Raw genomic sequence first — 21,557 nt, forward strand, 5'->3', positions numbered from 1 at the left:
TCCTTTTAGAGAACCCTTCTTTCATTTCTTTCTACTTAACAACAAGAACAAAATAATCAAACTAAAGGCGGTCAACGCTAAGAATGGTATGGTTATGAACCCAAGCCAGTTGATATACTCACCTGTACATGGTACACCATTTTTACATGGTTTGATTTCAGCAAAACCAGGCACCTTTTGAACGAGGTAATGGTAAAGCGCGACGAACCATCCTATGATAGATAGTGGTAATGCGTATTTTATGACAGATTTGTCATTTTGGAATGTACCAATCGCGAGAATTAATGCTTGGGGATACATTAGAATACGTTGATACCAACAAAGCTCACAAGGAATATAACCTTTTATTTCACTGAAGTAGAGACTACCAAGAGTTGCCACAGTTGAGACAAACCAAGCTAGATAAAGGAAAAGTTGACTTTTACTCTCGCCACTCTGAATTCTCATCTTTTTATTGACCCTCTAACTCTTCTTCAATTAGGCTCTTAATTTTTTCATAATCGAATGGATCTTCTAGCTGAACATCATTTACCATAATAGTTGGAGTTAAACTCACCTTAAATTCCTCAACAAGCTTACTATCTTTATTTAACTCTTCAATTTCGGTAAGTTTCTCTAATTCTGATTTGAATTGATCTAAATCAATAGCTGGAATAGAGCCCGCGATTTCCACAACCTTTTCTTTCGTTAACCAAAGTGAATCATGATTAGCGCTGCTCGGCTGTGCTTCATACAGCTTTTTATGGAATTCCCAATAAGCATCAGGGTTTTGCTGTAGAACCGTTTCTGCAGCAAGGGAACCTAATTGTGACTCTTTTCCATGAAATAGAACGTTAACATAAACAAATTTAACTTTTCCCGTATCTACATACTCACTTACTAGATCGTGGAAAACTGTGTCTCCCCATGCTTTACATGCAGGGCATTTGAAGTCTCCAAATTCTACAACCGTAACAGGAGCATTTTCATCCCCAAGAATAGGTTGTCCCTCAATTGAAGGTTGTTGATCGAACTGTATTTCATTAGAAGTGTCTTCTTTCATATTTGAAACAACTACTAGAACAGCTATTAATATAAAACTAAATAATGTTATGACTAAAGCCATTGCAATGGGTGGTAGCTTTGCTTTCTGTCTCTTTGCCATATCTCTTCACTACTCCAAATCTGTTTTTTATTTAATTATAATAGATTATTTCCTTGCCTACCTTTTTAAAAATGACAATTTAATTAAGAAAGTATTTACCACTTTTGCCATTAGAATTTATAAAATATCATTTAAATAGGATTGTATGGTAGTAGGTAATAGTTGATAGCCTAAACCTTCATATTTTAGATCGAGTAGACCTGCGATGATAAGAATTGTAAAAATGATTACCAGAGTAACTCTTTTATTTTTTTTCATAATCTCCTTCAAATATATTCCCTCCACTGTTGTCTATATCTTCTATTAAATGCATGATACCACAAAAACAATATTAATTGCTTCTTGGGAAAAGCTGTACATGACCAGTTTATAACGAAAAAAGCGACTGCACAGAAAGAGCAATCGCCAGTTTAACAATTCTATCACTACTAGTAGTAGCTTTATATCTTTAAAATACGTAAAGCAATAAAAAATGTAGCATTATTAAATTCCACTAACTATAAGGTCTGCTCTATTATGAGGTTGATCCTCTTTAACATAGATGTCTTCAGAAATCATCCAATTATTTTCCCACGTCTCTCGAGCTTGCTCGCCATCTCTTTCAATACCTCTTGCAAGCCTAGTTTCTCGTGGACATTCAACCCAAATTGTAAAATCATATAGATCTGCTAGTTCCTTACGAGTAGAATAAACCCCTTCTATTACGACGATTCCACCGACAGGAACACTCTGCCATTCTGCTAACTCATCCTTTTCCCAATCATATCGTTGATAACGTCCCTCTTTGTTTTGCCTGATCGGTTCAATAACTTGATGTAACAGGCGTTTCCAATCAAAATCCGCACCAATCGGTTTTTGTGTTGGATGTTTTTTTATAAGTTGAGAGGAAGGTAAGAAGAAATCATCCTTATGTACAATCGTTACATTAGAACATTGATCCTTTAATTTCCTTGTTAATGTACTTTTCCCAGAGCCTCCACACCCATCAATTCCAATCAATAGGGTTGATTGGTTGGAAGCAATAGAATCTATTTCTCTAATCAATTGTTCAAATGTACCGATTTTACCTTTATTGTTAAAACCCATTCTATCACCACTCTTAAATTTCTATATTTTCTTCATCTATAAAAATCTGCTTAAAAAAATATTTACTGTCTCTTTATTGATATACTCAATACCTAAGAGCACCAATCCTGACAGGATTAGTGCTTTTTGAAATTGTGCATATAAAAAGAGGAGAGTCCCTGTTTTTTCATAAAATATTATTCAATAATTCCCCGGTTTATAAAATATCTAGCCAGATCTTCACTGCAGTTGCTGCAATTAGTACCGCTAATATAATTTGTAGAATCTTCGTATTCATCTTCTTCCCGGCCATTGCCCCTAATGGAGCAGCAATCAGGCTGGCAATAATCATAATAAAGGCTGGAAAATATTCAATTTGTCCTGTTGTGATCTTCCCCACTGTTGCACCAATAGATGAAATAAATGTGATTGCTAGTGATGAAGCGATTGTCATTCGTGTTGGTATTTTTAATACGACCAACATGATTGGTACTAATAGGAACGCACCTGCTGCTCCAACAATCCCAGCTCCAGTTCCTACAATTAATGCTAAAATGGCAGCTAACCATTTATTAAATTTCACTTGGTCCAAAGGAATATCGTCAATCCCCTTTTTAGGAATAAACATCATAACAGCTGCAATTAATGCTAATATACCATAGATTAGATTAATACCGCCCTCTGTCATGAACTTCGACCCGTAACCTCCAATAAAACTTCCAATGAGTATACTAACACCCATATATCCAATTAACGTTTTATTTAAGTATCCACCTTTTCGGTATGCCCAGACACCACCGATTGTGGCAAAGAACACTTGAATCGCACTAATTCCGGATACTTCATGTGCAGTGAACGCTGCCAGACCAAATAATGGTGGGATATATAATAGCATTGGATATTTTATAATTGATCCACCAATACCAAGCATTCCAGAAATATATGATCCAATAAATCCAATGAGGAAAATAGTAATAATAAATCCTAACTCCATTGTCGTACCTCCTTTTAAAATAGTTTGTTTTTGTACAGTTTGTTGTTTCTGTAAAAATCCCAAGAACCGGATTTTCACCTTAGTTTTAAGGATTCTACTATACATGTAGAGAGTTGCTCTTTTCTCATTAATTCTTAACTCAGTAAATAAACGAGGGAAACATAAAAATGAAGTTATAAAAAGCAACAAAGTTTTAGAAAAGAGCCTTTGAAAAAGGGAACCTTACATAAGGCTCCCTTTATTTTTTACGCTTTTTTAATCCAGAACTTTAAAACATCATTATCTTCTTCGTGCTTTAGAAATTCATGACCACCTGATTTTGCCCAAGCCGTTAGGTCGTTTTTTGCTCCTTTATCTGTTGCATGGATTTCTAGGATTTGACCAGATTCTAATTCGTTCATTGCTTTCTTAGTTTTGACGATTGGCATTGGGCACGCTAATCCTTTTGCATCTAATACTTTTGTTGCTTCCATTTTTATGACCTCCGATATATTTATTAGTTCCTCTGTTAAACTTTGTTGCTGATTTTCGTTACAGGACACTCGCTTTCCGCGGGGCGTGCGGTGAGCCTCCTCGGCGTGCGCCTGTGGGGTCTCACCAAGGAAAAAGCGATTTCCTTTTTCCCTATGTCACGCTACTCCCGCAGGAGTCTCGCGTCCTTCCACTTCAATCACCATACAAAAATCACCATATTTTTTATTAACCTTTTAAAAAAATCTCATCTATTTCAACACTGATTAGACAAGGAAGTTTATTTTCACTACCCGAGAAAAAAACTATCTTACCGCACAGCGGTTTGGTCCGATTTCCATTTCACGTTGTTCTTCTTCATTAGGGGCAATTTTCCCCATGTTAGTTTTACGAATTTCTTGGTATGCATTGGGTTGTGGCGGTAAGTTTTCTGTTACTAGTTTTCTGAACTCATTTTCGTCTTCAATGTTTAGACCGTGGTTGTTCGTAAACAGAGTTCCTAATTTTTCTGCTACACTTCCATCGTCGTTTAATTCATCAATGATCATGAAGTGAGCTGGTAGAACAACTAGTTCTTCTGATAGTTCTCTGTAACGTGAGTATAAGCTTTCTCTTAAATCAGCTACCCAATCTTCAGCCATCCCAGCAAGGTCTGGTCTACCAATTGAATCGATGAATAAGATATCTCCTGAAAGAAGGAACTTTTCATCCACTACAAATGATGTAGATCCAATTGTGTGTCCTGGAGAGTAGAGCGCATGAATATCAATTGCTGTATTTCCGATAGTTACAACATTTCCACCTTCTAGAGCGTTGTATTCGAACGTTACTTCTTCCGCATCCTTTGGTGGTAACCAGTATGCTGCGCCTGTCTTTTCAGCAATGACTCTTCCACCTGAAATATGGTCTGCGTGTAAGTGAGTATCGAACACATGAGTGATTTTTGCTCCAATCCCGTCAGCAAAGTTCAGGTACACATCCGTCATACGAGTTGAATCAATGATGGCTGCTTCCCCGTTTGAAACGACCATGTAAGATAGACAGCCTTTACCGATTCGAACGAACTGATAGATCTCGCCACCATCTTTTAAATCTCCAACCTTCACAGGTTCTAAATGTTCACTCCAAGTCTTCATACCGCCTTCTAAATAAGAAGCTTGTAAACCTTGTTCTACTAGCATTTCAGCCACCATTAAAGATGAACCTTCTTTTGCACAAACGACTAGGATTTCTTTGTCAGTCGGAATTTTGTCTAAAATTTCTTCCACACCATCTAACAGCTCAAAGTAAGGAATATTATAGTGGTTAAAATTTTCTCCTTCGATTTTCCAATCTTGATAGTCAGTTTCGTTACGAACGTCTAGGATAAATAATTCCTCTTTGTTGATTACCTTTCTTGCTACTTCTTTTGCAGTCATCATTTTCACAGTCATCCCACTTACCCCCTACGGTATATTTTAAGTTAAAAAAATTTGTTTTTTCTTTTTTCCTATATAATACTAGTGGTTTTACCAGACCAAGCACTCATACCAGGTACGACATTGACAACATGGTTAAATCCTTTTTCTGCTAACTTTTGTGCGGCAAAGTCACTTCTATTTCCAGTGCGGCATACAACGAAAATCTGCTCTTCTTTATTTAGTCCATCTAGACGGTCATCTAACTCTCCTAATGGAATCGAGATCGCATTAGGGATATGATTAAACGCATATTCTGCTGCTTCTCTTACATCCAGAATTACGATGTTTTCATTTGCTTCTAGTTTCTTTTCTAGTTCTTCATTACTTGCAACATGTGGGTGCTTTCTTTCAATCGTTTCATCATTTGATGACTTTCTTAAGTAATGCTTCAGCACATCTCCTTCTTCAATCGTACCTAAATATTGGTGTCCTGAACTTTTAGCCCATGCTTGAAGGTCAGCCTTTGATCCTTTGTCTGTTGCTTGAACTTCTAACACTTGCCCTGCTTGTAAATCATTGATTGCCTTTCTTGTCTTTACAATCGGCATTGGACACGCTAGCCCTTTTGCATCTAATAATAAATCTGTTTTAAGTTGTTCCATTTATTTAACCTCCATTTTACCCTTATGGGTATATTATAATCTAAAAAAATTATTCAACTTTCCCTTCCCACGCTAACATACCACCTGTCATGTTAATGACATTATAGCCATAGGTTTCAAGAAATTGAGTAGCTCGACCACTTCTAGCACCAGAACGACAAACCATAATATATTCTTTTGATTGATCCAGCACATTCATGCGGAACTCTAATAACACTAGCGGAATATGAAGAGCTCCAGGAATCTTACCATTCGCTACTTCGTCTACTTCTCTTACATCAATGATGTTGAGTGCTTTTTCTTCTATTAAAAAGTTTTCAACTTCTTTAGCTGTATACTGTTTCATCCAAGCCCCTCCTAGCTCTATGGTCTCCAGGCGCTCATACCGCCTTTTACATTAGTTACATTTGTAAATCCTAGTTTTTTCAATACCTTACTTGCTTTTTGGCTTCTCATGCCGCTTTGGCAGATTACGACTACTTCTTTATCTTTAGATAATTCTTTTGTCGCTTCCCCAGCTAGTTGATGTAATGGTAGATTTTTAAATCCTTTTATATGAGTGCCTTTATACTCCATTTGTGTACGCACATCGATAAATTGCTTATTTTTGTCCTTGATCTCATTCTTTAGATCAACTGTCGTGATGTGCCTCACACCTTTAGCTGGCAACATTCGATTGATAATGAAAAATACAACAAGTCCCATTAATAGATAATTGATATATTCTAACATGCGAGACCTCCATTTTTAGGGGAAATTCCCCTAATTTTATTGTTAAATGAATAAGTTTACGTTACCGTCTTCTGCATCTGCTAGATACGCAGCTACACCAGCATACTCAATATTGTCTAATAGTTCTTCTTTCGATAGTCCTAATAAATCCATTGTCATGGTACAAGCGACAAGCTTTACATCTTGTTCTTGAGCCATATCGATTAAATCAGATAATGGCATAGCATTATGCTTTTTCATTACATCTTTAATCATTTTGGGACCAAAGCCTGCAAAGTTCATTTTAGACAATCCCATCTTTTCGGCACCGCGTGGCATCATTTTGCCAAACATCTTTTCCATGAAACCTTTTTTCACTTCAATATCTTCATCTTTACGTAAGGCATTTAATCCCCAGAATGTGTGAAAAATAGTTACTTCGTGATCATAAGCAGCAGCCCCGTTTGCAATAATATAAGCAGCCATTGCCTTGTCATAATCACCACTGAATAATACAATCGTTGTCTTTTTCTTTTCTGTCATGTTTGGGTTCCTCCATTTATCTTATTACCCTATAGGGTATAATTTTTTACAAAAAAATATTATATTATCTAGGTTGGGTTTTCGTTTTAATTACCTCTACCCCTAAGGGTATATTACATTATCATAAAAAAGGTGTCAACCCTTTTTTATTATCTACTTTTCACTAACAGATTTACGGCTTCCTTAATCATATCATTCGCACTTTGACCTTTACTTTCGGCCTCTAGTACACATTCAACGAGATTTGTACTTACTACCACCCCAACAGTTCGATCTACTGCAGAACGGACGGCTGACAATTGTGTAATTACCTCTTTACAATCCTTTCCTTCTTCCATCATTCTAAGAATCCCTCGAAGTTGACCTTCCATTCTTTTAACTCTATTTTTCATTTGTTCATTGTACTCCATCTTTCGTCCTCCTTACTAAATGATTTACCTATAATAATAAAAGCGACTCTTTTACTTGAAGATTCGCTATAACTGGAACACTCCATTGGAATATGCTCCTTTTTATTATGAAAAATAATAATGGAACTACTATACCTAATAGTAGAAATATCATGTGCCACCTCAATGAAAATTGATTACACAGCTAATATTATACCCCTATAGGTATAAAGTCAAGGGGTTCACTTAGAGGTAAATGATGTAATAAATTTTTTTGTTTTTTTGGGAACATTAATCGGGGAACTTAGAATAGGATATCCATCCATATTTTTATGGAAGTAGCCAGAATCAATGCAGCTAATATCCATTGAAGAAATTTCGTATTGACCTTCTTTCCGACCGTAACTCCGAGTGGTGAAGCAATTAAACTGGCAATGACCATTATCAGTGCAGGAAAGTATTCTACCTGGCCGGTGGTAATTTTACCGATTGTAGCACCGATGGAAGAAATAAATGTTATCGCCAATGAAGAAGCAATGGTCATTCTTGTTGGGATTTTAAGTACGACTAACATAATGGGTACTAATATAAAAGCACCTGCAGCACCAACAATCCCCGCACCTATTCCTACTATTAAGGCCAGGGTAGCAGCAAGCCACTTGTTGAATTTGACTTGATCCAAAGGGATATCGTCAACTCCCTTTTTTGGTAACAGCATTAATACAACTGCAATTAAAGCTAAGATTCCATAAACTAAGTTGATTCCACCCTCTGTCATTAACCTAGACCCGTATCCTCCAATAAAACTACCAATGAGGATGGATCCTCCCATATACATGATTAACGTTTTATTGAGGTATCCACCTTTTCTGTATGCCCAAACTCCCCCAATGGTTGCAAAAAACACTTGGACCGCACTAATACCTGAAACTTCATGGGCACTAAATGCAGCTAATCCAAATAAAGGCGGTATATATAACAGCATTGGATATTTAATAATGGAACCACCAATTCCAACCATTCCTGAAATGAATGAACCAATAAACCCAATTAAAAATATGACAACTATGAATACAAGTTCCATTTTGTCCTCCTATAGGTGGGAGATAGCAGGTACGCTACCTCCCGTGATGGTTATTATCCTTTTTTAATCCAAAATTTAAAAACTCCATCTTCTTCTTGGTCTTTAATCAACTCATGTCCACCTGATTGAGCCCATGCTGTTAAATCATTTTTAGCTCCTTTATCCGTAGCATGAATTTCTAATATATCACCTGAACCTAATGCATCTATTTCCTTTTTGGTTTTAACAATTGGCATTGGGCAAGCCAATCCTTTTGCATCTAATACTTTTACTGCTTCCATTTAGTTTTCCTCCTATCTTACTGCACAGCGATTTGGACCGATTTCCATCTCTCTTTGCTGCTCTTCTTCTGGAGAGATTTTCCCCATGTTGGTCTCCCGAATTTCGTTATAAGAGTTGGGTTGGGGAGGTAGATTTTCAGTTACCGTTTTTCTAAATCGACTCTCATCCGTTATATTGAGACCATGATTTTCTTGATACAGCGTGCCTAGTTTTTCCGATATACTTCCATCCTCATTCATTTCGTTAATTCCCATATAATGGGCTGGTAAGACAATGAGGTCATCTGTTAGTTCTTTGTAGCGTTGATAGAGGGTGTTCCTTAAATCACCTACCCAATCCTCCGCTTTACCAGCTAAGTCTGGACGACCAATTGAATCGATAAATAGAATATCTCCCGTTAATAAATACTGATCATCAACAATAAATGATGTGCTGCCAATGGTATGTCCAGGAGAGTAAACTGCTTTAATGGTTGTATGACCAATGTTGTACTCATCCCCATCATTGATCTGTGAATAGTCGAAATTTACTTCCTCAGCATCCTTTGGTGGTAAATAATATGTTGCACCATATTTTTCGGCAATCGCTCGACCACCTGATATGTGGTCGGCATGTAAATGGGTATCTAGTACATGGGTTAGCGTTATATCATGGTCCTTGATCAACTCTTCATAAGGAGATAACATCCGGTTTGTATCGATTAGTGCTCCTTTACCGTCAGATTCAATGAAGTAGGAAAGGCATCCTTTACCAATGCGAACAAATTGATAGATCGAACCACCTTTTTGTAGTTCCCCTATTTTTATAGGCTCCAGATACTCACTCCATGCTTTCATACCACCTTCTACCGAGTAAACATCTGTAAAACCCTCTTCGATAATTTGTTCGGCTACAAATTCAGATGCACCACCTTTGGCACAAATAACATAAATCTCTTTGCTCTTCGGTAATTTATGAAGGATAGAGTCGACTCCTTCTAGTAATTCAACGTAGGGACTATTAATGACTTCTATGTTTCGCCCCTCAATCTTCCAGTCGTCAAAATCACCTGTGTTACGGGTATCTAATATAAATAGGTCCTCGTGATTGATTACCTTTTTAGCTAATTCCTTAACAGAGATTCTTTTGAGTGCAGTTGCAGTCGCCATGCTATACCTCCCTCTTTACGTTTCTAAAAGTTCCATGATGGTTTCAGGATCATAACCTAATACCCATTGGCCGTTGATCTCCATTTGTGGAACACCCATTTGTCCAGTTGTCTTAACCAGTTTTTCACCTGCATCTGGGTCTTCTTGAACATTCACTTCTCTAAACTCTATCTTCTGATCGTTGAGGAAGTTTTTTACCATCACACAATACGGACAAGTATTAGTCGTATAGACCGTAACAGCTTGAGTCATTGAACAAGTACCTCCTTAGAATGTCAGGGTGACGTCAGCATCCTTTGCATAAGTTAAAAATGTTACGGCTCCACCAACATCGATGCCTTCTACAAACTGTTCCTTCTCTAAGCTCATAACATCCATCGTCATTTGACAGGCAATCATCTTCACTCCCATTTCAGTGGCCATTGAGACAAGCTCATCTACAGGGGGGACATTTGCTTTCTTGAATCCCTCTTGGAAGTGCTCTTTTCCAGCAGGCAATGGTAAGTTTTTATGTCCCTCTTTGTGAATCAAGCTTAATCCTTCAAAAGTAAAAAAGATTTGTACTTCCGCATCTGTTGCAGCCGCTGCTGTAGCTATATTGAATACCTTGTATGCATCAAACATTCCGCCGTTTGCTGCGATAATGGCAACCTTCATTGTTTAGTTCCTCCTTGTTAATGGCTTTTGTTAGTAGGACCTGTCCATTCTGTCATGCCTGGCACCACATTTTTTACGTTTTGCAACCCTTTTTCGGTTAACTTCTGTGCAGCAAAGTCACTACGATTTCCAGTTCTACAGATCACATGAAGATTCTCTGCATTCTTGATTTCTTCAAATCGTTCCTCTAGTTCACCTAATGGTATATTGATTGATCCTGGTATATGACCAAATGCATATTCTGCAGGTTCACGTACATCTAATACTGTAACCTTTTCATTGCCTGAGATTTTCTCAAGCAAGTTATCCAAACTAGCAACATCAGAATGGCTACCTTCATGTTTCTCTTCCTCAGCACTCGCTTTGCGTAGGTAGTGTTTTAACGTATCTTCCTCTTCAATAGTTCCTAAGTATTGATTACCTGTGCTACTTGCCCATGCTTTTAAATCCGCAGTTGAGCCCTTATCAGTAGCTTGAATTTCTATGACTTGCCCTGGTTCTAGGTTCGTCATTTCTTTTTTCGTTTTCACTATTGGCATTGGACATGCTAAACCTTTTGCGTCAAGAACCCTATTTACTGTAACTTCCACTTTAGGTTTCCCTCCTTTTAACTACGACTTTTCAACCTCATCCTTCCAATCGGTCAACCCACCGGTCATATTTATCACACGAAAGCCTCTATCTTGTAATAATTCTGTGGCTTTTCCGCTTCGATTTCCGGAACAACAAACCATGATATGTTCCTTGTCTTGATTGATTTCGTGAAGCCGTTCTTCTAATTGATCTAGTCAATATGATTAGCGTCATGGATTTTCCCTTGAGCTACCTCTTCATCCTTTCGGACATCAATTATGCTCAATGGTTTCCCTTGCTTCAGTTGTTTGGAGACCACTTCTGGTAAACTTCATGAATCTTAGATCTTGTAATCATTTTTTTCCTCTTTGAGAATTAAGCATTACAAGTCCAGTTTATTTTTACATTAGGAACGCTTGACTATCCTTCAAACATCTCCCCAAATAGTGGTGCTTATGTTTAATACTAAAACACCAATTTTTAATATGTGTTTTCTTGCTTCTAAGAAAAAAGACCACGGAAGTATTTCTTCCGCAGTCTCTCTGTTTTCTTACATACTTTTATTTATCACTTGTACTAAACGATCTTCAATATCTTTTGCTATGTTTTGTATTTCCTCATTATCAACTAACTGAATAAGAGCCGTAGGCTTTGGCATACCAATTTTTGTTGTTTCACCATCCTTGTAAACGACTATTTTACAAGGAAGAAAATATCCTACTAATAAGTTTTCATTTAATACCCGTTGTGCCTCGTGGGGGTTGCAAACTTCAAGGACTATATAATCATGATTGAACTCAAGACCTTTTTCTTGTAGCTTGTTTTTAATATCAAACTGCCAGAGGACACCAAATTGCTCATCCTTTAAATTGGCCTCAAGGCTTTGAATAGCCACATTAATACTTTTGTCAGATTGAACTGTGTAATCAAACATACTATCACTCCTTATCGTTAAATTAGGGAATATTATTCCCATTAGATGTTTTAGGAAATATGTACGGAAAGTATAATACATATACCCGTATACCTATATAATTATAATTTAATTTACCCCTGTTTTACAAACTTAAAACAAAGTAAATTTCACAACATAGAAACGATTATTAAAAAACCGAATATAGAGAATAGTCCAAGCAACTGTCAATAAGAAAAAAGAAAGAAGGCAGGTCTCCCTGTCTTCTACGCATACATCTTACGCTCTTCTTCCTTCTTAAAGAAACTCTTCATGGCATGGAATACATCGGCTTTTTGCTTGAGGATATAGTGACGGAATTTTTCGTTTTGAATGTTTTTATATGCGGACATTAGGGTTGAGTGGCGGTTGTATTGGTTGACTTCTCCATACCCAAACATATTGGATACCTTCATTAGCTCATCTACTAGCTTTACGCAGCGAACATTATCTGAAGTTAAGTTATCTCCATCTGAGAAATGAAATGGATAAATATTATAGCGTGACGGGGAATATTTTGTATCAATAAGCTCTAGAGCTTTCTTATATACGGATGAACAAATCGTTCCTCCACTTTCACCTTTCGAGAAAAAGTCTTCTTCTGGCACGACCCTTGCCTCTGTATGGTGAGCAATAAATTCAATTTCTACTGATTCATATTTTGTTCGTAAGAATCGGGTCATCCAGAAGAAAAAGCTTCGCGCCATATATTTCTCCCAAATTCCCATCGATCCACTGGTATCCATCATCGCAAGGACGACGGCTTTTGAATCAGGCTTTACAATCTCATTCCAGGTTTTAAACTTTAAATCTTCAGGATAGATTGGATGAAACTTTGCCTCTCCTTGAAGGGCATTTCGTTTAAACGCACTTAGCATCGTTTTCTTCTTATCTACATTACCCATTAGACCTGTTTTTCTAATATCGTTAAATTCAATTTGTTCAATGGTATTTTCATCTTGTTCTTTACGTTGTAGATTTGGTAATGCCAGCTGGTTGAAGAACTCCTTTTCTAGCTCCATTAACGACACTTCAGCTTCGTAATAATCTTCGCCTGCCTGATCGCCCGCTCCCTCGCCTTTTCCTGGCCCTTGCTGCGGCTTTCCCGATCCATCTCTAGCGACTACATCTCCCACTTCACTGTCACCATTTCCTTGACCTACATGCTTATTTTTATCATAGTTATAGCGAATCTTATACTCATCTAGTGAACGAATCGGAATTTTGATAACATCCTTACCGTTAGACATAATGATACTTTCCTCAGTCACTAAATCGGGTAAATTGCTTTTGATCGCCTCTTGTACTTTTTCCTTATGTCGTTGTTGATCGTCATGTCCTTTTCGATGGAGGGACCAATCTTCTTTTGAAATCAAAAAGCTATCACTACCACTTTCATTCATCATACTTCCCCTCCTAATTTTTTTGGAATTTTTATCACCATCATCATTTTTTGTGCATACACTATCTTGACGGATTTTTTTGATAACATATTCTCGTTGATGAAAGGTTGATTACTCTATCCTATGCAAGTGGACTTAATAATTGACAAATTATTTTGATAATTAGGCCATTTACCTCCAAAAATAGACAAGTTATGTGACATGTTAGCGCCTTTGAATTCAAGGGAAACTGAGCATGGACAAGCTTTAAAATTCTTTACCCTACTAAATTATTTAGAGCGTTCTTGCTCATTGAATTGCTTCGGATCTGGAATCTTATTTTCTTTCTTGACTTCATCATTCGTAGACATTTGCTCCATAATTTTAGAATGCTTCTCAAGTTCCTCTTCGGTATTTACCATCGAACTGTTTTTCGGCTTCTCTCTTACGTTTTTTTGTGTTGATTTCATTTTTATATCACCTCTAGTTATTACATACCCGGTTTTAGAGGTGATGAAACGAGTTTGGGAACTAATTTAACGTGTAAAGTCATAATTTGTGCATATCTAGAGAAATTCCGTGCATATATTTTATATTTGGTGCATATATCTCAAATTTCCGTGCATAAAATTGAAATTCCGGTGCATTTATTTAAATTCCCGTGCATAAATCCAATTTTCGTGGCTAGCAGTGTCCTACCTTGTGCTCAAATTCCATGATTTCTACCAATTTAGTACAAAAGAGGAGTGGTACCAGGTACCCTCCTCTTTCCATTCTATCGATTTAACAGACTTCCAACGTAGCGAAGCAGATCGTTTGCAGAAGTAGAGTTATAACCATGCTCCTCAATAAGGCGCGCAACTACTTCGTTTACCTTTTTCAGCTGTACTTCATCTGGAGTCTTAGAAGACGTAGTGATTTTTACAACATCCTTTAAGTCTGCAAATAGCTTCTTTTGAATCGCTTCACGTAAGCGTTCATGTGAATTATAGTCAAAGCGCTGACCTTTTCTCGCATAAGCTGAAATTCTAATCAAAATCTCTTCACGAAACGCTCGTTTAGCATTTTCAGATATGCCAATTTGCTCTTCAATGGAACGCATAAGCTTCTCGTCCGGATTCATCTCTTCTCCAGTTAGAGGATCTCTCATCTTATTCTTATTGCAAAATGCCTCAACATTGTCTAGGTAATTATTCATCAGAGTTTTCGCTGATTCTTCATAAGAATAGACAAATGCCTTTTGAACTTCCTTCTTCGCAATTTCATCATATTCTCTTCGGGCGATAGAGATATAGTTCATGAAGCGTTCGCGGTCCTCATTTGAAATGGAGGCATGTTGATCTAAGCCATCCTTCAGTGAGCGTAAAACGTCTAGTGCATTAATTGATGGGTTTTCCTTACGAATGATGGCAGATGAAATACGGTTGATTACATAACGTGGATCAATTCCAGTCATTCCTTCATCCGTGAATTCCTTTTTCATTTCCTCTACATCCACTTGGTTAAAGCCTTCAACTGCTTCACCGTCATACAGTCTCATTTTCTTGATCAAATCAATATCGCCCTTTTTTGGCTCCTTTAATCTTGTAAGAATCGTGAACATGGCTGCGACTCTTAACGTATGTGGAGCGATATGAACATTATATACATCACTTTCTTTAATCATCTTTTGATAGATTCTTTCTTCCTCAGACACCTTTAGGTTATAAGGAACTGGCATCACGATGATACGAGAGTGAAGAGCTTCATTCTTTTTATTTGAAATAAACGAGCGGTATTCCGCTTCATTTGTATGTGCAACGATAAGTTCATCCGCTGAAATTAAGGCAAAGCGCCCTGCCTTAAAATTCCCCTCTTGAGTCAGTGATAATAAATGCCATAGGAATTTCTCATCACATTTCAGCATTTCCTGAAACTCCATCATTCCTCGGTTCGCCTTATTTAACTCACCATCAAAGCGATAAGCACGCGGGTCTGACTCTGAACCGTATTCGGCAATCGTAGAGAAATCAATGCTTCCTGTTAAGTCTGCAATATCCTGCGATTTTGGATCAGACGGGCTGAATGTACCAATTCCCACTCGGCGGTCTTCTGATAGAACAATTCGTTCGACAATCACATCTTCAATACGTCCACCATATTCCTTCTCTAATCTCATTAGATTTAGAGGGGATAAGTTACCTTCTATTCTAATACCGTATTCTTGGAAGAACTCTTCTCTTAGATGATTTGGTATTAAGTGCAATGGATCTTCATGCATCGGGCATCCCTTAATTGAATAGATGGATCCTCTCTCTGTTCTTGAATATTGTTCTAATCCTCGCTTCAACATGGCGACTAGAGTAGATTTACCTCCACTAACTGGTCCCATTAAAAGCAAGATTCTTTTTCTGACATCTAATCGTTTGGCGGCAGGATGAAAATACTCTTCTACTAGACGTTCTAATGACTCCTCTAATCCATACATTTGCTGACTGAAGAAATTATATCTCTTTTTTCCATCAACCTCATCAATTCCAGCATCCTTAATCATGTTATACACTCTAGAATGCGCTGACTGCGCAACATGCGGACGTTCTTTAATCAACTCTAAATACTCAGCGAAGGTACCTTCCCACTTAAGACGATGCTCTTCCTCACGATGTTCTTCTATCTTTCTTAAAATATCCATAAGGACCTCCTTCAATTTCTTTCTTAGATGAAGTTGAGATTATTACAATCTATGCGAATCCGTCCCTTATCATTCGTTAGGATTATAATTATCATAAAATTCCGTCTTTTTATCCACTCACAAAGCTTCCCCCATTGATATGAATCATTTCTCCTGTTACATAACTAGAATCACTAGAAGCTAAATAAACATAAGCTGGAGCTAGCTCATACGGTTGTCCGGCCCGCTTCATCGGAGTTTCTTCATAACCAAATGTCTTCACATCTTCAGCTGCGAAGCTCGAAGGTATCAGAGGAGTCCATATAGGGCCTGGTGCAACACCATTTACTCTTATCCCTTTTTCCGCCAATGATAAAGCTAAAGATCGTGTAAACGTGACAACAGCTCCTTTCGTTGCTGAGTAATCAATTAATTTAGCATGTCCCCGGTATGCAACAACGGAAGCTGTATTGATAATTGATCCACCTTTTGGCATAAAGGGTAGTGCTGCTTTTGTTAAATAAAAGATTGAAAAAATATTAGATTGAAACGTTCTGTGTAGCTGATCGGATGAGATATCTAAAATACTCTCTGCTACAAATTGCATCGCGGCATTATTCACCAGGATATCAATTTTTCCAAAGTATTGAGCGGTTTGCCCAATGATGGCTTGGCAAAACTCTTCATCTCCTAAATCTCCTCTAAATGCAAGACATCTCCTACCCAGCTCTTCTACTCTTTGTTTGGTTACTTGTGCATCCTGATCCTCGTACAAATAAGCAAACGCGATATCTGCACCTTCCTTGGCATAGGCAATTGCAACAGCTCGACCAATCCCACTATCAGCTCCTGTAATGAAAGCAACCTTACCTTTTAATTTTCCACTCGGCTTGTATGACTTAACTTCACTAATAGGCTGCGGCTCCATCACATACTGTAGACCAGGGTGAATCTCCTGATGCTGCGGTGGGAATTGGACGGGGATCTCTTCACATTTTTGAAAAGTTCCATAAGAACGATACATGATTTCATCTCCCTTCCGTAGAGATATAAATAGCCTATGTTTTTCACGTGCAGTGTGTTCTAGAAAAAAGTTTTAAAAATATGTCACACATTTCATTCACTTAGCTAGGCAATTTCGCTATAATAGAGATAGGATTTTGGGTAGACTAGTTTTAAAGGAGGGCGTAATAGATGAGTTTAGTTCTAATTCTTGGTGTTTGTCTAGCTTTCTTAACGGCTATTTTCTCTGCAGGTTACAATTCAAAGCCGGGTATTAAGAAGTAATCTATATAAAAGAACCAACCTTAATAGGGTGGTTCTTTTTGTCTATATAAGCATCGTTTATAGTTCCTATGAACATAGTTAGGAATACTAAACAAACAATCGGGTATAATAAAAGTCCAACATGAATTAACCTCAAAGCAAGCTCTACTCTTTTGAGTGGGGCTTTAAATTTTGACCATAATATAGTGTATGATATAAATAGAGGCCAGGTGGAATTGCATGAGTCGTAAGTATTTTAATGTGATGGAAGAAATGGTTGAGTCACTTGTAACTGTACATATGCTTGGAGCAGACTTTCAGATCTTTTGCAGATGTGACAAATGTAGATTGGATGTCATTGCGTTAAGTTTGAACAGCCTTCCTAGTCATTATGTAACGACTGAAGAAGGAAGACAAGCGGTGTTCGAACAATTGAATACTGAAGAAAATAGAAGATGGATTAATAAGAGAATTGTTAGCTCGATTTATTTAGTTGGAAAATACCCCAAACACAAAAAAGATCCTTTATAAATTGCTCTATAAAATGGCCTTCATCCTTTGGATGAAGGCCCATCTATTTTTATGTAAGTCCAGAAAATTCTTGTTGACGTAACACTTCATAGATTAAGATTGCCGCTGCATTTGAAAGATTTAAAGAACTTACCTGATCATTCATAGGAATCCGCAGTCTGCGGTCTGTATTTTTTTCAACCAGTTCTTTTGGTAATCCACTAGTCTCGCTTCCAAATACAAAGAAATAGTCCTTGTCTAGATTGCTATAATCAATCGAAGAATGTGACTGCCCTCCAAACTTCGTTAAGTAAAAGAATTCTCCGTCTTGATATTTTTCCGATAGCTCATCAAGAGAGTCATAATAACAAATATTCACATACTGCCAGTAGTCTAATCCCGCTCTCTTTAGCATTTTATCATCCGTTGAAAATCCTAGTGGACGAATTAAGTGTAAAGTCGTATCGGTTGCCGCACAGGTACGTGCAATATTCCCAGTATTAGAAGGCGTCTCAGGTTGATACATTACAACGTGTAGTCCCACGATTTTGTCACCTCAATTAATATTCTACGAAGTAGTATACCATGAACATATAGAAAAAACTTGGCAAAGAGCCAAGTTTAATCAGGATTCATCATCCACAATATGCAAAAATGCATATTTTATATTTGGGGTGTACGCCGATGAATCTGTGTATTCCCAGTAGCGCATGCGGCTATTGTAGGTATGAGCATTCACAAGTGGCATATTATTTGAATCCTTTGCTACGACAATCGTATTGTGATTATATCTACCATCACCTTCAAAGTCGTAGCAAATAACATCTCCAAGAGTTAGATCACTTGCGCTTTCCTTTTCGACTGCTCTTAATCCTGACTTAGCATTTGGCAGATATCGGCGAAGAGCATGGGCAACAGACCAGCTGTAACTCCACGAACCGTTTTTCATCCACCAGCCTTTTCCACGGTTGGAATAGCCTGTCATAGGCGCCCCTCCGGCATGAAGACATTGTGAAATAAAGTTCGTGCAATCCACCTCAAATTTCTCATACTCTGGATTATACGAGTCCCACCATTTTTCTGCATACCGAACGGCTTCTCTTCGATCATAGATGAAAGGCTGTCGAACTGAATCATCCTCAACATCCAGATCCCTTTCATCAAAAGACTCAGTATCATCCTGTGGTTTCACTAGTGAATCTCTTACCACTTCATCATTTTCAATCAAGGCGATTCTTTCTTCCACATATTCTTCATTTATAAATTTGTCTCGTTGCTTGACTAAATCCTTAATTTGAATGGAGTATCTTGCCTCCACTCCATTCCTTGTTTCTGTAATATCATGTATTTGACATAAAGCTTGGCTTTTCACAACAAGGGCGTTTCGGTTTTTCAAAGATTGAAGGCGCTGATGTAATTCATCCTGAAGGATTCCACCACTTTGCACCCCAACATTTGCATGTATGCGAGTCGATATATAATTCTCTAACACCGTTCTGACATTCCTCACAACTTTCACCTCTTCCCAAAGATGTACTTTAATAGGTATGAGTGAAGGCTATGAATCATGAACTTTTTACCTGGTGATTAGCTGTAAGCCTTTTTCGATTTCATTTAATACATCTTGGTCTTTTTCCTTGTTCTTGGCATTTAGCAAAATTTCTTGACTGGATTCACCATCAATTTTCCCAATTGCCCATGCGGCTGTTCCTCGCATAACAGGTCTTGGGTCTTCTATTAGTACCTTTTTCAACTCATCAATTGCCGATTGGTCTTTATAGTGAGCTAAGGCAATAATGGCATTTCGTTGGATCGGTTTTTTTCCACGCCATGAGCCTGAAATAGAACCAAACCTCTCCTTGAATTCTCGGTTTGACATTGATAACAGGGGTTTTAGCACAGGCTTAACCACCTCAGGATCCGGCTCCATTTCTTCGTGAAAATGAAAATCCTTCCCCTTGTTTTCTGGACAAACTAACTGACATGTGTCACATCCGTATAGTCGGTTTCCGATTTTTTCACGATATTGATCGGCAATAAAGCCTTTTGTTTGAGTAATAAACGCAATACATTTATTTGAATCCAGTTGGCCACCTTGTATCAAGGCTCCAGTAGGACAGGCATCGATGCATTTGGTACAGGTTCCGCAGTTGTCTTCGATTGGCTTGTCCGGTATAAATGGTAGGTCTGTAATCATTTCACCTAAATACACGTACGAACCAAATTCAGGAGTGATAATCGCACAATTTTTCCCGCTCCAGCCAATCCCAGCACGTTCAGCTACGGCACGGTCTGAGAGTTCGCCTGTATCAACCATCGATTTAACCTTACAAGTTGGAACTCTTTCTTGTAAAAACGCTTCAAGCTTTCTTAATCGATCACGTAGTACATCATGATAATCTTGTCCCCATGAAGCACGACAAAAAATGCCACGTCTTTCTGACCTTGTACTTCTCGGAGCATCCTTTAACTTAGACGGATACGCTAATGCAATCGCAATAATCGATTTTGCCTGAGGTAGCACAAGCTCCGGGTTTGTTCTCTTATCTAAATCTGGCTCCTCAAAGCCTGATTGATATCCAAGCTCCTGCTGTCTCACCAGTCGCTCCTTTAATTCAATAAACGGAGAGGCACTCGCAAATCCAATCTTATCAATTCCTATTGTTTTACTATATTGAACAAGCTCTTCCTGAAGAGTACGAATATCCATGCCCTATCACTCCTTTCTTGATTAGTTTTTATACAAATTATATAGTGATAGTACCATACTTAACATCCTACAAAAAGGAGGTAAGATTTTGAAATTATCTATAGCACCAGCTTTACTTGAAAAAATACCGGGCTTTAAAGTGGGCATCATTACATATGAAAACATTATAGTAGGAGCTTCTCCTCAAATGATAAAAGGCCGGCTTCAATTATATCAGGAATCCGTTGCCATTGACTTAGAAACCTCTCCACTAACAGAGTTTAGAAAAGGCATTACCGAATGGAGAAGCATCTTTAAACAATTAGGTGTGGATCCGAGTAAATATCGTCCTTCTCATGAAGCGTTATTACGACGAATCGGCAAAAGACAATTCCTAACGACGATTCATTCTGCAGCTGATATTAATAATTTCTTTTCGATTCAATATGGAATTCCAATTGGAATCTACGATAGGGATAAGCTGACAGGAGATCTACAGCTAAGGCTTGGAGAAGAACATGAAACTTATGAAGGATTAAACAATCGAACCATTGATGCAAGTGGAAAACTAGTAACCGTAGATCAGAACGGACCATTTGGAAGTCCTTATGTGGATTCAAAAGAAACAGCAGTCACAGAAGAAACGACTTCTGCCATTCAAGTTGTGTATTTACTTCCCTCAATGGAAACAGATGAGGCGAATCAGCTTCTAGAAGCGATGAGCAATATGTTTACACAGGTCAACGGTGGAGTTGCAAAACAATCTATTATACAATGATTAGCGCTTAGTCTTAGGAGACATAGCGTTTTTTCTTCTTGTTACGTACACACTAAAAAAACGCAATACTTCGTTTTCTCTGAAACGAAATACTGCGTTTGTAAACGTATGTATGGAGCGGGTGATGAGAATCGAACTCACAACATCAGCTTGGAAGGCTGAGGTTTTACCACTAAACTACACCCGCATGAATAAAAAGCTTTTTGA

28 protein-coding genes, 1 tRNA gene and 1 pseudogene are annotated in these 21,557 nt (G+C 37.8%); 2 read left to right on the top strand and 28 right to left on the bottom strand.

What is annotated here, in order from left to right; translation table 11 throughout:
* Positions 1-21 precede the first annotated feature (21 nt).
* The 24 genes and pseudogenes from G4D63_RS04035 to G4D63_RS04150 form a co-directional block, all read right to left on the bottom strand.
* Positions 22-447 (bottom strand): disulfide oxidoreductase, encoded by a 426-nt coding sequence (locus G4D63_RS04035; RefSeq protein WP_163177918.1) that lies wholly within the window; start codon positions 445-447, stop codon positions 22-24.
* A gap of 4 nt (positions 448-451) precedes the next feature.
* A complete protein-coding gene (locus tag G4D63_RS04040; protein WP_163177920.1) occupies positions 452-1,144 on the bottom strand; it encodes a DsbA family protein in 693 nt (230 codons plus the stop codon).
* A gap of 117 nt (positions 1,145-1,261) precedes the next feature.
* Positions 1,262-1,414 carry a hypothetical protein gene (locus G4D63_RS04045; RefSeq protein WP_163176440.1) on the bottom strand — a complete coding sequence of 51 codons (153 nt, stop codon included), beginning with the start codon at positions 1,412-1,414 and terminating at the stop codon, positions 1,262-1,264.
* Positions 1,415-1,627: 213 nt separating this feature from the next.
* Complete coding sequence (locus G4D63_RS04050) at positions 1,628-2,230, bottom strand: uridine kinase family protein (protein WP_163177922.1); 603 nt, start codon at positions 2,228-2,230, stop codon at positions 1,628-1,630.
* A gap of 196 nt (positions 2,231-2,426) precedes the next feature.
* On the bottom strand, positions 2,427-3,203 hold the full coding sequence (locus tag G4D63_RS04055; RefSeq protein ID WP_163177924.1) for a sulfite exporter TauE/SafE family protein: 777 nt from the start codon (positions 3,201-3,203) through the stop codon (positions 2,427-2,429).
* 245 nt (positions 3,204-3,448) lie between these two features.
* The gene (locus G4D63_RS04060; protein ID WP_163177926.1) at positions 3,449-3,676 is read right to left on the bottom strand and encodes a sulfurtransferase TusA family protein; all 228 of its coding nucleotides are present in this window, start codon (positions 3,674-3,676) and stop codon (positions 3,449-3,451) included.
* 303 nt (positions 3,677-3,979) lie between these two features.
* Positions 3,980-5,090, bottom strand: a pseudogene (locus G4D63_RS04065) (MBL fold metallo-hydrolase); the annotation flags it as partial.
* Positions 5,091-5,163: 73 nt separating this feature from the next.
* Positions 5,164-5,736, bottom strand: a complete 573-nt coding sequence (locus G4D63_RS04070; protein WP_163177930.1) for a sulfurtransferase TusA family protein — start codon at positions 5,734-5,736, stop codon at positions 5,164-5,166.
* A 49-nt stretch (positions 5,737-5,785) separates the two neighbouring features.
* Positions 5,786-6,082 carry a rhodanese-like domain-containing protein gene (locus tag G4D63_RS04075; RefSeq protein WP_163177932.1) on the bottom strand — a complete coding sequence of 99 codons (297 nt, stop codon included), beginning with the start codon at positions 6,080-6,082 and terminating at the stop codon, positions 5,786-5,788.
* A gap of 17 nt (positions 6,083-6,099) precedes the next feature.
* Positions 6,100-6,468 carry a rhodanese-like domain-containing protein gene (locus tag G4D63_RS04080; RefSeq protein WP_163177934.1) on the bottom strand — a complete coding sequence of 123 codons (369 nt, stop codon included), beginning with the start codon at positions 6,466-6,468 and terminating at the stop codon, positions 6,100-6,102.
* A 42-nt stretch (positions 6,469-6,510) separates the two neighbouring features.
* Complete coding sequence (locus G4D63_RS04085; RefSeq protein WP_163177936.1) at positions 6,511-6,990, bottom strand: DsrE/DsrF/DrsH-like family protein; 480 nt, start codon at positions 6,988-6,990, stop codon at positions 6,511-6,513.
* Positions 6,991-7,139: 149 nt separating this feature from the next.
* Positions 7,140-7,400, bottom strand: a complete 261-nt coding sequence (locus G4D63_RS04090) for a metal-sensitive transcriptional regulator (RefSeq protein ID WP_163177938.1) — start codon at positions 7,398-7,400, stop codon at positions 7,140-7,142.
* A 283-nt stretch (positions 7,401-7,683) separates the two neighbouring features.
* Positions 7,684-8,463: a sulfite exporter TauE/SafE family protein gene (locus G4D63_RS04095; RefSeq protein WP_163177940.1), complete on the bottom strand. Its 780-nt coding sequence runs from the start codon at positions 8,461-8,463 to the stop codon at positions 7,684-7,686.
* 53 nt (positions 8,464-8,516) lie between these two features.
* Positions 8,517-8,744: a sulfurtransferase TusA family protein gene (locus G4D63_RS04100; RefSeq protein WP_163177942.1), complete on the bottom strand. Its 228-nt coding sequence runs from the start codon at positions 8,742-8,744 to the stop codon at positions 8,517-8,519.
* 12 nt (positions 8,745-8,756) lie between these two features.
* A complete protein-coding gene (locus G4D63_RS04105; protein ID WP_163177944.1) occupies positions 8,757-9,893 on the bottom strand; it encodes an MBL fold metallo-hydrolase in 1,137 nt (378 codons plus the stop codon).
* 15 nt (positions 9,894-9,908) lie between these two features.
* Positions 9,909-10,145, bottom strand: coding sequence for a glutaredoxin family protein (locus tag G4D63_RS04110; protein WP_163177946.1), 237 nt, complete (start codon positions 10,143-10,145; stop codon positions 9,909-9,911).
* 15 nt (positions 10,146-10,160) lie between these two features.
* Positions 10,161-10,550 carry a DsrE/DsrF/DrsH-like family protein gene (locus G4D63_RS04115; RefSeq protein WP_163177948.1) on the bottom strand — a complete coding sequence of 130 codons (390 nt, stop codon included), beginning with the start codon at positions 10,548-10,550 and terminating at the stop codon, positions 10,161-10,163.
* A gap of 17 nt (positions 10,551-10,567) precedes the next feature.
* Positions 10,568-11,140 carry a sulfurtransferase TusA family protein gene (locus tag G4D63_RS04120; RefSeq protein WP_163177949.1) on the bottom strand — a complete coding sequence of 191 codons (573 nt, stop codon included), beginning with the start codon at positions 11,138-11,140 and terminating at the stop codon, positions 10,568-10,570.
* Between the two features lie 21 nt (positions 11,141-11,161).
* The gene (locus tag G4D63_RS22390; RefSeq protein ID WP_420837790.1) at positions 11,162-11,284 is read right to left on the bottom strand and encodes a rhodanese-like domain-containing protein; all 123 of its coding nucleotides are present in this window, start codon (positions 11,282-11,284) and stop codon (positions 11,162-11,164) included.
* Between the two features lie 389 nt (positions 11,285-11,673).
* Complete coding sequence (locus G4D63_RS04130; RefSeq protein ID WP_163177951.1) at positions 11,674-12,057, bottom strand: DUF302 domain-containing protein; 384 nt, start codon at positions 12,055-12,057, stop codon at positions 11,674-11,676.
* A 245-nt stretch (positions 12,058-12,302) separates the two neighbouring features.
* Positions 12,303-13,478 carry a sporulation protein YhbH gene (gene yhbH / locus G4D63_RS04135; protein WP_163178406.1) on the bottom strand — a complete coding sequence of 392 codons (1,176 nt, stop codon included), beginning with the start codon at positions 13,476-13,478 and terminating at the stop codon, positions 12,303-12,305.
* Between the two features lie 269 nt (positions 13,479-13,747).
* Entirely contained in the window at positions 13,748-13,927 is a 180-nt protein-coding gene (locus G4D63_RS04140; RefSeq protein WP_163177953.1) for a hypothetical protein, read from the bottom strand.
* A 305-nt stretch (positions 13,928-14,232) separates the two neighbouring features.
* Positions 14,233-16,128, bottom strand: a complete 1,896-nt coding sequence (locus tag G4D63_RS04145) for a PrkA family serine protein kinase (RefSeq protein WP_163177955.1) — start codon at positions 16,126-16,128, stop codon at positions 14,233-14,235.
* 109 nt (positions 16,129-16,237) lie between these two features.
* Entirely contained in the window at positions 16,238-17,131 is an 894-nt protein-coding gene (locus tag G4D63_RS04150; protein ID WP_163177957.1) for an SDR family oxidoreductase, read from the bottom strand.
* Positions 17,132-17,613: 482 nt separating this feature from the next.
* Between G4D63_RS04150 and G4D63_RS04155 the strand changes: the two genes are divergently transcribed.
* Positions 17,614-17,904: a late competence development ComFB family protein gene (locus tag G4D63_RS04155; protein WP_239585857.1), complete on the top strand. Its 291-nt coding sequence runs from the start codon at positions 17,614-17,616 to the stop codon at positions 17,902-17,904.
* A gap of 49 nt (positions 17,905-17,953) precedes the next feature.
* Here the strand turns inward: G4D63_RS04155 and trmL are convergent, their stop codons facing one another.
* The 3 genes from trmL to queG form a co-directional block, all read right to left on the bottom strand.
* The gene (trmL, locus tag G4D63_RS04160) at positions 17,954-18,427 is read right to left on the bottom strand and encodes a tRNA (uridine(34)/cytosine(34)/5-carboxymethylaminomethyluridine(34)-2'-O)-methyltransferase TrmL (RefSeq protein WP_163177959.1); all 474 of its coding nucleotides are present in this window, start codon (positions 18,425-18,427) and stop codon (positions 17,954-17,956) included.
* 81 nt (positions 18,428-18,508) lie between these two features.
* Positions 18,509-19,393 (bottom strand): amidase domain-containing protein, encoded by an 885-nt coding sequence (locus tag G4D63_RS04165; RefSeq protein WP_338023890.1) that lies wholly within the window; start codon positions 19,391-19,393, stop codon positions 18,509-18,511.
* Between the two features lie 66 nt (positions 19,394-19,459).
* Complete coding sequence (gene queG, locus G4D63_RS04170) at positions 19,460-20,593, bottom strand: tRNA epoxyqueuosine(34) reductase QueG (protein ID WP_163177961.1); 1,134 nt, start codon at positions 20,591-20,593, stop codon at positions 19,460-19,462.
* An 88-nt stretch (positions 20,594-20,681) separates the two neighbouring features.
* Between queG and G4D63_RS04175 the strand changes: the two genes are divergently transcribed.
* Complete coding sequence (locus tag G4D63_RS04175; protein ID WP_163177963.1) at positions 20,682-21,350, top strand: B3/B4 domain-containing protein; 669 nt, start codon at positions 20,682-20,684, stop codon at positions 21,348-21,350.
* Between the two features lie 113 nt (positions 21,351-21,463).
* On the opposite strand, the gene G4D63_RS04180 is transcribed toward G4D63_RS04175, so the two are convergent.
* A tRNA-Gly gene (locus G4D63_RS04180) sits at positions 21,464-21,537 on the bottom strand.
* Between the last annotated feature and the right edge of the window lie 20 nt (positions 21,538-21,557).

This window comes from Bacillus mesophilus (genome assembly GCF_011008845.1).
Taxonomy (GTDB): Bacteria; Bacillota; Bacilli; order Bacillales; family SA4; genus Bacillus_BS; species Bacillus_BS mesophilus.

What these genes read in the sequence shown, in the direction of transcription:
- G4D63_RS04035 (WP_163177918.1), bottom strand. Translation starts at nt 447, where the DNA reads ATGAGAATTCAGAGTGGCGAGAGTAAAAGTCAACTTTTCCTTTATCTA.
- G4D63_RS04040 (WP_163177920.1), bottom strand. Translation starts at nt 1,144, where the DNA reads ATGGCAAAGAGACAGAAAGCAAAGCTACCACCCATTGCAATGGCTTTA.
- G4D63_RS04050 (WP_163177922.1), bottom strand. Translation starts at nt 2,230, where the DNA reads ATGGGTTTTAACAATAAAGGTAAAATCGGTACATTTGAACAATTGATT.
- G4D63_RS04055 (WP_163177924.1), bottom strand. Translation starts at nt 3,203, where the DNA reads ATGGAGTTAGGATTTATTATTACTATTTTCCTCATTGGATTTATTGGA.
- G4D63_RS04060 (WP_163177926.1), bottom strand. Translation starts at nt 3,676, where the DNA reads ATGGAAGCAACAAAAGTATTAGATGCAAAAGGATTAGCGTGCCCAATG.
- G4D63_RS04070 (WP_163177930.1), bottom strand. Translation starts at nt 5,736, where the DNA reads ATGGAACAACTTAAAACAGATTTATTATTAGATGCAAAAGGGCTAGCG.
- G4D63_RS04075 (WP_163177932.1), bottom strand. Translation starts at nt 6,082, where the DNA reads ATGAAACAGTATACAGCTAAAGAAGTTGAAAACTTTTTAATAGAAGAA.
- G4D63_RS04080 (WP_163177934.1), bottom strand. Translation starts at nt 6,468, where the DNA reads ATGTTAGAATATATCAATTATCTATTAATGGGACTTGTTGTATTTTTC.
- G4D63_RS04085 (WP_163177936.1), bottom strand. Translation starts at nt 6,990, where the DNA reads ATGACAGAAAAGAAAAAGACAACGATTGTATTATTCAGTGGTGATTAT.
- G4D63_RS04090 (WP_163177938.1), bottom strand. Translation starts at nt 7,400, where the DNA reads ATGGAGTACAATGAACAAATGAAAAATAGAGTTAAAAGAATGGAAGGT.
- G4D63_RS04095 (WP_163177940.1), bottom strand. Translation starts at nt 8,463, where the DNA reads ATGGAACTTGTATTCATAGTTGTCATATTTTTAATTGGGTTTATTGGT.
- G4D63_RS04100 (WP_163177942.1), bottom strand. Translation starts at nt 8,744, where the DNA reads ATGGAAGCAGTAAAAGTATTAGATGCAAAAGGATTGGCTTGCCCAATG.
- G4D63_RS04105 (WP_163177944.1), bottom strand. Translation starts at nt 9,893, where the DNA reads ATGGCGACTGCAACTGCACTCAAAAGAATCTCTGTTAAGGAATTAGCT.
- G4D63_RS04110 (WP_163177946.1), bottom strand. Translation starts at nt 10,145, where the DNA reads ATGACTCAAGCTGTTACGGTCTATACGACTAATACTTGTCCGTATTGT.
- G4D63_RS04115 (WP_163177948.1), bottom strand. Translation starts at nt 10,550, where the DNA reads ATGAAGGTTGCCATTATCGCAGCAAACGGCGGAATGTTTGATGCATAC.
- G4D63_RS22390 (WP_420837790.1), bottom strand. Translation starts at nt 11,284, where the DNA reads ATGGTTTGTTGTTCCGGAAATCGAAGCGGAAAAGCCACAGAATTATTA.
- G4D63_RS04130 (WP_163177951.1), bottom strand. Translation starts at nt 12,057, where the DNA reads ATGTTTGATTACACAGTTCAATCTGACAAAAGTATTAATGTGGCTATT.
- yhbH (WP_163178406.1), bottom strand. Translation starts at nt 13,478, where the DNA reads ATGAATGAAAGTGGTAGTGATAGCTTTTTGATTTCAAAAGAAGATTGG.
- G4D63_RS04140 (WP_163177953.1), bottom strand. Translation starts at nt 13,927, where the DNA reads ATGAAATCAACACAAAAAAACGTAAGAGAGAAGCCGAAAAACAGTTCG.
- G4D63_RS04145 (WP_163177955.1), bottom strand. Translation starts at nt 16,128, where the DNA reads ATGGATATTTTAAGAAAGATAGAAGAACATCGTGAGGAAGAGCATCGT.
- G4D63_RS04150 (WP_163177957.1), bottom strand. Translation starts at nt 17,131, where the DNA reads ATGTATCGTTCTTATGGAACTTTTCAAAAATGTGAAGAGATCCCCGTC.
- G4D63_RS04155 (WP_239585857.1), top strand. Translation starts at nt 17,614, where the DNA reads ATGAGTCGTAAGTATTTTAATGTGATGGAAGAAATGGTTGAGTCACTT.
- queG (WP_163177961.1), bottom strand. Translation starts at nt 20,593, where the DNA reads ATGGATATTCGTACTCTTCAGGAAGAGCTTGTTCAATATAGTAAAACA.